The organism is Psychrobacter sp. Pi2-1 (genome assembly GCF_904846645.1).
Taxonomy (GTDB): Bacteria; Pseudomonadota; Gammaproteobacteria; order Pseudomonadales; family Moraxellaceae; genus Psychrobacter.
Genome location: NZ_CAJHBO010000027.1, coordinates 24,097 through 33,037, shown reverse-complemented (window position 1 = coordinate 33,037; position 8,941 = coordinate 24,097). Strand labels below are relative to the sequence as shown.

At 40.2% G+C, this 8,941-nt stretch carries 7 protein-coding genes and 1 CRISPR repeat array; of the genes, 4 read left to right on the top strand and 3 right to left on the bottom strand.

From position 1 onward, the window contains the following. The 3 genes from JMX91_RS12250 to JMX91_RS12240 form a co-directional block, all read right to left on the bottom strand. On the bottom strand, window positions 1-118 hold a 118-nt coding region (locus JMX91_RS12250; RefSeq protein WP_201549394.1), incomplete at its 3' end, for a transposase. Window positions 119-441: 323 nt separating this feature from the next. Further along, window positions 442-2,259 (bottom strand): ATP-binding protein, encoded by a 1,818-nt coding sequence (locus tag JMX91_RS12245; protein WP_201549393.1) that lies wholly within the window; start codon window positions 2,257-2,259, stop codon window positions 442-444. Window positions 2,260-2,381: 122 nt separating this feature from the next. Then, window positions 2,382-3,398: a WG repeat-containing protein gene (locus JMX91_RS12240; RefSeq protein ID WP_201549392.1), complete on the bottom strand. Its 1,017-nt coding sequence runs from the start codon at window positions 3,396-3,398 to the stop codon at window positions 2,382-2,384. 647 nt (window positions 3,399-4,045) lie between these two features. After that, window positions 4,046-4,360: a CRISPR direct-repeat array (repeat unit 37 nt; unit sequence TGTCTTAATCCCTTAGAAATCAGGGAGCGTTTCAGAC). A 456-nt stretch (window positions 4,361-4,816) separates the two neighbouring features. Between JMX91_RS12240 and csx16 the strand changes: the two genes are divergently transcribed. The 4 genes from csx16 to cas6 all read left to right on the top strand — a co-directional run bounded on the left by csx16 (window position 4,817) and on the right by cas6 (window position 8,900). After that, window positions 4,817-5,125: a CRISPR-associated protein Csx16 gene (csx16, locus tag JMX91_RS12235; RefSeq protein ID WP_201549391.1), complete on the top strand. Its 309-nt coding sequence runs from the start codon at window positions 4,817-4,819 to the stop codon at window positions 5,123-5,125. A gap of 375 nt (window positions 5,126-5,500) precedes the next feature. Then, a complete protein-coding gene (locus tag JMX91_RS12230) occupies window positions 5,501-5,995 on the top strand; it encodes a hypothetical protein (RefSeq protein WP_201549390.1) in 495 nt (164 codons plus the stop codon). 122 nt (window positions 5,996-6,117) lie between these two features. Continuing rightward, window positions 6,118-6,603, top strand: coding sequence for a hypothetical protein (locus tag JMX91_RS12225; protein WP_201549389.1), 486 nt, complete (start codon window positions 6,118-6,120; stop codon window positions 6,601-6,603). 1,145 nt (window positions 6,604-7,748) lie between these two features. Next, a complete protein-coding gene (gene cas6, locus JMX91_RS12220; RefSeq protein WP_201549388.1) occupies window positions 7,749-8,900 on the top strand; it encodes a CRISPR system precrRNA processing endoribonuclease RAMP protein Cas6 in 1,152 nt (383 codons plus the stop codon). Window positions 8,901-8,941 lie beyond the last annotated feature (41 nt).

Below are 8,941 nucleotides of genomic sequence, written 5' to 3'. Positions count from 1 at the left end.
TTTGCATCGCTATGCCAAGTTGCTTGGCTGTGGCTGAAACATTACCGTTATTGTCTGCTATCTTCTTAACGGCTTCTGCTTTAAATTCGTCACTGTAGGTTCTTACTTTCTTGGTCATGGTAAACTCTAGTTAATACGCTTAGTTTACCAAGTTTAGTTGTACGGTTTCTTCAGCATAGCTCAGGCAACCTGTAACTTTATTTTCTAGGCTTAATATAACTTCATTTAATTTAACGTATATCGATAAATATTGAATAACAAGTAAAAGCGATTGAACCTATCTCAACAATAATGGTTTTATTTAAAATATATAGGCATCAAAAAGCACACAGCGATTATGTTGTGTGCTTTCTCATTTATGAGCTGCTATCAAGCTTTTGCTTCTACGTAAGATAAAATCTAGGATTTTTACTGGCAAAGCTGAGATTACCATGGTATGTATCACTGCCCATCCATTGCCATATATTCAGAAAGGAATTGACCCCAGTTTTGACGAACCACTTCGTATTGCCTTCTTCTATCTGATGAGACTGCTTCTGACTCCATATGCCCCCAAGCAGCCAAACTTAGCTTAAGTAAGTCTTTATTCTCTTCAGTAGCATTTTGGATAAAGTTTTTGTAGAAAGTATGTTCTGGATTGATTTCAATTAAGATAAACCCGTCGCTTACAGTTACATCAAAAAACTGGTCAAATGGTAGATTTATTTCTTCAAACTTGACACGCAGATTGTTTTCTAAAATCTCTTCAATCATTTGTGGCACTTTTTCTTTAGATAGCAGTCCCTTATCAGCTAAGTCTTTAAAGCTTTTTTCCAGACTTTCTTTCGTAGGAGACTTGTCAATTCCACCTCTTTTTTGACTGCTCTTCTCATTAACATAAGTAGCCTTCAGGTTCACACTATCGGTCTTCATCCTATGATGTTCTACACTTTGATGCTTTAAGCCCGCTAGGTTGATAGCGTCTACTTTACGATATGACATCTCAAATGCTGAGATAATTTTATTTAAACATTTTACAAGTTGAGCATCTTCAGGATTTTGTCTTTCAAGTAAATCCAACGCTTCTGTTGGCTCATTACAACCTTGTTGGATCATAATATCTTGCATATCAATAGGTCTAATCTTATTAGCAGACTGCTTATTATTAGTCACACCAAAGAAATCGTCTAGCACTGGCTCAAACTCAATTTCTACGCCCATCCATCGGTCTTTACGTTTATCATCGAAGATTTTAAAATTCTCTATCAAATCTAGCTCTCGACCTGCACGCATGATCGAAAGACCAATATTATTCTTTAATTTTTTACCTATATCAGTATTACCAATATATCCTGTCGTTGATTCTCGGAGCTTTTCAACCAACTCATCAGCGATCATAGCAGAGGTAATAGTTACTATCCCTTTTTTACCATTATTCAACAATATCTCGAAGCTATCAGAAAAGGCAGTTTTGAAAGCAGGTTTTGTTTTAAGCTCTTCAGGGTAGTCCTTGATGTCTTTAAGAGTGGTATTAACTATGAGTTGTAGAGGATCATTAGCAACAAAAGACGTGCTATTATCTAATATATATTCAGATCCAAATAAAGCATCATCAGTCATATAATAGGTTTGGAAAATTACCTTAACATCGCCATTATTTATCATACGGCGATACATTCTACCGATAATATCTTGAGTGTTTCGTAGTAGTGCCGCAGAAGTCTTCCAATGCAACTTATCTAGATCGCTCCAAACTACTGCGGTACCAGAATTAGAAACATCTCCTTCAAAAGGTAATGATAAATAATCAGGAATTTCAGTTCGATGCGGATAAAGGATATGTTCCTGCTTGTCTTCTTGAATTTTTTTAATATCCAAATAAGTAGTATAAGCTGGCTTACCATGTTGCCAGCTATAAACATCTGTTCTTCTACACTGTGAAATACTTGAGTTTGGTAATCCCATTCCAAACTTGCCCATGCCTTTTAAATCTTTACGGTTCTCGGAAGCGCCAAACTCTAATGCTGCATGTAAGATTTCAGGTGGCATACCACTACCATTATCGATAATTGCGATCTTATCAATTTGCTTCCCACCTTTTGAACCATCAGTATTTTGTATCTGTTTTTCATATACAACAAAGTAGACTTCTGTCGCAGCAGCTTGGATGCTGTTATCTATTAATTCAGCTACAGCATAGGCTGTATTCTTATAACCATTGTCCCGCATAGATTCAATAACAACAGATGGACTGATAAATAGTTTATTACTTAATGACATTACAATTCCTTAAAGAGTATTTTAAGACGATATTTCTATAGGCTAGTTGAGTCTTTCGGCTGACTATAGTTTGAATTAAATATCAGTTATCACATAGTCTATGATATTTAATTCAAGGCTCACTAATCGTTTTGCGGATAGCGCTCTTGGTCTATCTCATTCCAATCTGTATAGGTTTTTTTGGACAGTACTTTTCCTTGGCGGTCTAATGTATAGCGCGTGATACTGTCATAGCCATTATCATAAGCACTAGTGCTTTGAGTATTTAGGTTATAGACATCGAGCTTCCCATTTTCATAGCGGCCACCATCAATATCTACCGCATCTCCCATTGGCTCTATATAAGCCATGTCATATTTTGGTGAAACAATGACCTTACCTTTTTTATCGATGACGCCCCATTTACCACTTCTATAGTCTCCAGTCTTGACAGCAGACAGTCCTTCTGAGAACTCCATTGCCTCATCCCATTTGGCTGCTATCACTGTTTTGCCAGAGGTGTCTATAAAACCTGTTTTGCTATCTTCGTCACCCAATGTAGATGTGTTATATCTGGCCAATCCTTCTGAATAGTCATCTAGCCAGTCAAATTTAAACGGTACGACTGTTTTATCCGTTTTATCAATTGCTCCAAATTTATCATTTTTACTCACCACTGCTAGCCCATCATTAAAATCACCGGCACTCTGATATAAGTAAGGTATGGTCATTTTCCCTGCCTTATTCATATAGCCGTATTTACCGTCTTTATATGCGGCTACCATACCTTCTTGGAAATCTCGAAAATCAATATAATAGCCACCAGTCATCGGTGCTTGATACTCAACAGGTATGACTAATTTTCCTGCTTCGTTAATATAGCCTTGCCAGTACAGATAGTCTTCGTAGTCCTCACCGCCGTCATAGCCTTTGACCATTCCCATTTTCATGATTGCGACACGAGCCATACCTTCAGAGAAGCCACCGCAGCCATAATATTTTGCAGGTACGATGACTTTTCCTCTGTCATCTTTGTAGCCACACTGAGGTTGCTCCGTATTCTCTAATTCAAAAGCTTGTAAACCAGCGATTGCACTACCTGCGCCAAATGCTGCACATAGACCCAATATCATCGCCACTTTAGTCTTATTCTTTTTCATTTCAGTCTCATTCGTAAGGTGTAAATGCTATTTGCAATCCACAAATATATCTATGAAATACAGCTAATAGACATAGCTAATTGAATAAACAATAGTAGTCAACTTTATTTTAATTATCAATAGATATGTTATCCGATATAGAAAGTTTAAGTAGTCTCAAAGAATCTAAAGGCACAAAAAAGGACACAACGATGACGTTGTGTCCTTTTTTATATTTTATAAAGCATTACACAGCTCTATCCCGATGCAAAAGAGAATCTAGGGTTTTCTGTACATATTAATAAGTATTGATAATCCACATAATGAACCTCCTTTTTAATATCTCGAAAATTAGTAAACAGTTCAGACTTAATGTCGTATCACAAGTACCACTGATAAAGAGTCTTAATCCTTTAAGAGTCAGGAATGAAGATGGACATAGTAAAGTACTTCTTTGCCCCGACACAAGAGAAAATCTAGAGTTTTCTGTTCAGACTGGTGTATCTCGTCTTAAGAAAATCCTATCTGCCATTTTAACGGCTGCGCGAGCATAGCTCTTGCCTTGCGCTTCGGGTAAGCGTGCCCCACACGCTTACTGATCCTCGCTTACCTTAGAAATCAAGGAGCGTTTCAGACAGAGAATCCTATGCGCTCAGTTAAAACTAAATCGTCTTAATCCCTTAGGAATCAGGGAGCGTTTCAGACAACTACGTCTAGTGGGGAACAGGTATACGCTAAGTCTTAATCCCTTAGAAATCAGGGAGCGTTTCAGACTTAACCAAAGCTATCCAATTTCCTAACTCTCTAGTGTCTTAATCCCTTAGAAATCAGGGAGCGTTTCAGACAAACCAAGATGCTAAGAATAAAGTACGTATTATGTCTTAATCCCTTAGAAATCAGGGAGCGTTTCAGACCCCGGTGACCAACCTATAAGTAACGTTTTAGTTGTCTTAATCCCTTAGAAATCAGGGAGCGTTTCAGACTGTACAACCATTTTTATTATCAAAAAAATCAATAACTTATATATCAATATTTAATCGACAAAAGTCGGCTTAAAAGTTGGTGTTTTTTTAACCAATTTTTTACCATAAATTGTATAAATAATAACCAATTATATGTCTGAAACGTTAAATAATAGCCCATATCTTCGTCAGATAAAGTCTGAATCCGCCCCTAATCACTTAGGGTGTGAATAGTGATAGCTCACTATATTATAGTAATGCAAGTCATCCATCTGTGCAACAGCGATATTGATATACTGACTATCATTGATAGCAAGCGGCACTGGTTATTAATTGTTAAACATAAGTCGTAACTGTGCAATATATCTGTGTAATACTTTTTCTGACAAGCTTGTCATAGTAAGACTGGCAAACGACACCCTCTATAATAGCCCCCAGTCAGCAGTACATTGATCGTATATTTAGTTGAGGAGCAGTATGACAGTCTATTTGGTCAGCCGTCATCAGGGCGCAGTTGAGTGGATGAATCACATGGGTCATCAGTACGATACACACCTCACCCACTTAGGCAGTAATGACACCCTATCGGCTGGTGACACAGTCGTAGGTTCTTTGCCCATTAACTTGGTGGCGGATCTAGGCGAGTGTGGTATCAGCTATCTGCATTTGAGCCTATGTATTCCAGAGCATCTGCGCGGTATTGAGCTGTCCGCTGAGCAATTGTCCCAGCTTGATGCCAAGCTCGAACCCTATAGCGTGAAGCGTCTAACAGATAAGACGCTCTAACCGCTCACTATAGTCTTGTATCTACTGTAGTTAGCGATTGTACTCAGCGATGACCAAACAGATACATCACCGCTTTGATAATCGCGCCAATGATAGCGACGAACAGCAACATCACTGAACCGCCAATCAAAAACATCACTAACAACCCAAAAATCGCCGCCATACTACTCGCTCCTCATACAATCAGCACGATTGCCAATCATCAGAACTATCTTACGTTAATAGTATGACCCAACTCAGTCATGACAAGCTTGTCAAATTGACAATCAACCTACTTGATTGGCTATCATCTCACCCATGGTTTTACCGAACCATAACGCTACATCTACGCCTAGCCGTCAAGCCAGGCATATTTATATGATATGGAGAATTACAATGTCAAAATCGCTTATCGTTGCCGCCCCTTATATTAATGAGCTAGTCACGGAAGGCTTGAGATTATGTAGCCATATCATGGAGTATCGTCATGCTACCAATCAGACAGCCCTGCAGCGTGAGACCATGCATAAACAAGCCAACTATGCGATGCAGCAAGAAAAAAACGATCATGAAAGACAAATGGCCAATCTGCATCAATTGAGTGAACAGTTCGGCGTCACATTGGCACACAATCGTCAGAACTCTGTAGATGTCATGAAAATGTATAACGACTCAAATACCATGCTCGTCAAGCTGATCGACCGTATATGTGATCCGGACATAGACATTGAGCAACTACAGCTGATCAAAACTATCATAGATACCTTGCAAGCCAAGCAATCCGATTTGATTGCCAATCATCGCAAGCTGAGCAGTCATGCGCTCACTGCCTTCAAACACAGTAGCAGTATGATGGTTGAAGGCTCACAGGTTTTGACGGATGTGCACTAGGATGATATTGGACCTATTACTATAGAAAGCGTACACCAATGGCGGTAATGACAGTAATAATCATGAGTTGCCAAATGAACGTCTTACCTTATTGAGTGGCTTACTGACAAAGGAATACGCGTATGTTTTGGTTAGGTTTTGGTATCACGGCAGTAGATGCTATTGCGTGCTCTTTAGCAAGTATGTTTGAGCAGGACTCGCGGGCAGAGTCGCAGCAAGCGTTGAGTCGTCTAAAAAGAGAAAGCCAAGCGCGTCAACGTGATCTTGAGGATTACCAGCGCCAGTGTCAAGCGGCCTACTCACTTAGCCAATACGTTGCGCTTTATCGTCTTGTCTCGCAGGCGGCACAGGCATGTGCGTCACAGTATGAAGAGCAAGAGCAGCTACTGTTTATGCTCAATGAGCGCATGACAAAAAGTATTACGGCTAGGCTTGCTCTAATGCGCCAGCAGGATCAAGCGTGTGCTAATCAAAAGCGAACGCTAAGTCAGCAGTTTGCTATCGCACAAGATGATGCCAAAAAAGCATTGGATGAATTTGAGCGCGTTGAGGCACAGCGGCAAGAGACAGAGCAGCAGCTGCGTATGTTTTGTGAATTAATACAGTAGCTACAAGCGTATCTGGAGTAACTCACACATCAGCTAGCCATTAACCCAATAAAGCCACCTATAAGAGGTGGCTTTATTAGTCTAGTCCGACAGTAGCCCGCAAACGTTCTATACTGACGCAAGAGAAAATCTAGGATTTTCTGGTCAGACTATTGTAGCCAGTTTGACATAATTTGCGAAAATGCAAATTCTCTTGCACTCAGCGAAAACCTCTGAGAACTCTACTGATCCTTCAGAAAATTCCATTTAAGGAATTTTCCCTTGCGAAGCTAAAATTGGCATGCAATTTTTTAACGTCTCTCATCTTAGGAATCAGGGAGCAGTTCAGACAACTATAAGGTATACCGTCATGGCCCCATTAAGAGTCTTAATCCCTTAAAAATCAGGGAGCGGTTCAGACTGACGAGAACATTAACGACCAAGGTATTGAGGCGTTTTAATCCCTTAAGAATCAGGGATGAGGAGGGAAGCAGTAAAGCACTGCTTTGCCCCGACGCAAGAGAAAATCTAAGATTTTCTGTTCAGACTGGTATATCTCGTCTTCAAAAAATCCTATTTAAAGGATTTTTACTTGCGAAGCTAAAATTACAGTGTAATTTTTTAACGCTTCTCACCCTTAAAAATCAGGGAGCAGTTCAGACGCAAATTCTGGGGTATTTCTAATCCCGATACTTTGTCTTAATCCCTTAAAAATCAGGGAGCAGTTCAGACTGTACACCAATATTTGTTGCTAATAAAATCAAATACTTAATCATTGAATTATAGCGAACAAATGTTGGCTTAAAAGTTGGTGTTTTTTTAACCAATTTTTTACAGTGAATTGTACACATATTGACCAATTTTTCGTCTAAACGGTTGAGTTACCTTATGAGGTAGCCTGTCTAAACCACTCCCTAACTGTCAGGGAATAACCGATTAAAGTTATCTGATACATGGTAGTAGATGTCTATAGCAGGTGCAATAGCTAATTATTACTATCTTACATTTAATTTAAAACTTATTTTTGCGGTATTTTTGACAAACTTATCGTTTCGCTACATCTTTATCGCTTGCATTAATATTTTATGATAATAGCTATCTAAACTGCGGCTGAGATTTGCTATAGTCTTAAGCCTTTAATACCCTACTTGTATCTGGACTTATACATGCACACCTACTCTGTATCGTCGACAGCCGTGGTCAATAGACCAAACCTATCTACCATTCGTTTTGCGGTACGCCAAGATGATCCACTCCACATGCCCGAGCATTCAGGCTCGATGCTACGCGGTGCATTTGGGGTTGCATTACGCTCATTGACTTGCGTTACAGATATGCCAGAGTGCAGAGACTGCCCACTGAAGCAGCACTGCAAATTCCCTCGACTATTTGAGATGCCAGCACTACAGCACGCTACCGTTCAAGCCGTTAATCCTTACGTCATACATGTACCCATCACCGACCAGATGCTTGAGCATTCTAGCGATACCGCTGACTACGACCACACTCATCATATAGTGCAAAAAACCAAAAAGTCGAAGGCGAGTGATAAAAAAACAGTGACCTTCAAAAAAGGTGATATATGGCAATTCGGTATGACGGTGATGGGGGCTGCAGTGACCGAGACGACTTTAATTGTCAAAGCATGGGAGCTGGCACTTACAACAGGACTGGGTGCTCATAGCCCTTACCGTCGAGCAACGCTTTTGCAAGCGGACTGTGATGGCAAAACGCTCTATACCTCTCCTCAACTGTCTCCAGCGCGAGCGATAGACTTACCAACCTCAAATCTACAAAATTTCTCAGACTTAGAAGCATGCAATTCAAAAGAGCGTGATTTGAAAATAAGTGACTTGCCTGCATACTTAGCTAACCAGTCCATTCGACTTACCATGCAGTTTTTGACACCGTTTCGCTATCAGCAAGACAACCGCATCGTATCCCACCCAGACAGTCTAGATAGTGCCACATTTATTGCCTCACTCTATAACCGCATCCGTTTATGCCAAGACAATCACAGCCCTGACGAGCCATGGGACATAGGCTATGACTCTTATCATCGGTTCAAAGAAGACATCGAAACGCTATCAATAGCAGTCGATATTGCGGCCAATCATGTGCCTCGCCGCTCTAACCGCCAGCAGCGAAAAATGCAACTTTATGGACTACAAGGAAACCTACACCTCACCGGTGACCAGCAAACTCTCACGCGTCTCTTGCCAGCCTTACAACTGGGTGAGCAGCTACATATTGGCAAAAACACCACCATGGGCTTGGGTCAATATCAGCTAAAACTTACACCTCTACCTCTAACCTAGACACTCCAAAAAATCCATACTTCTCAAAGATGACAAGCTTG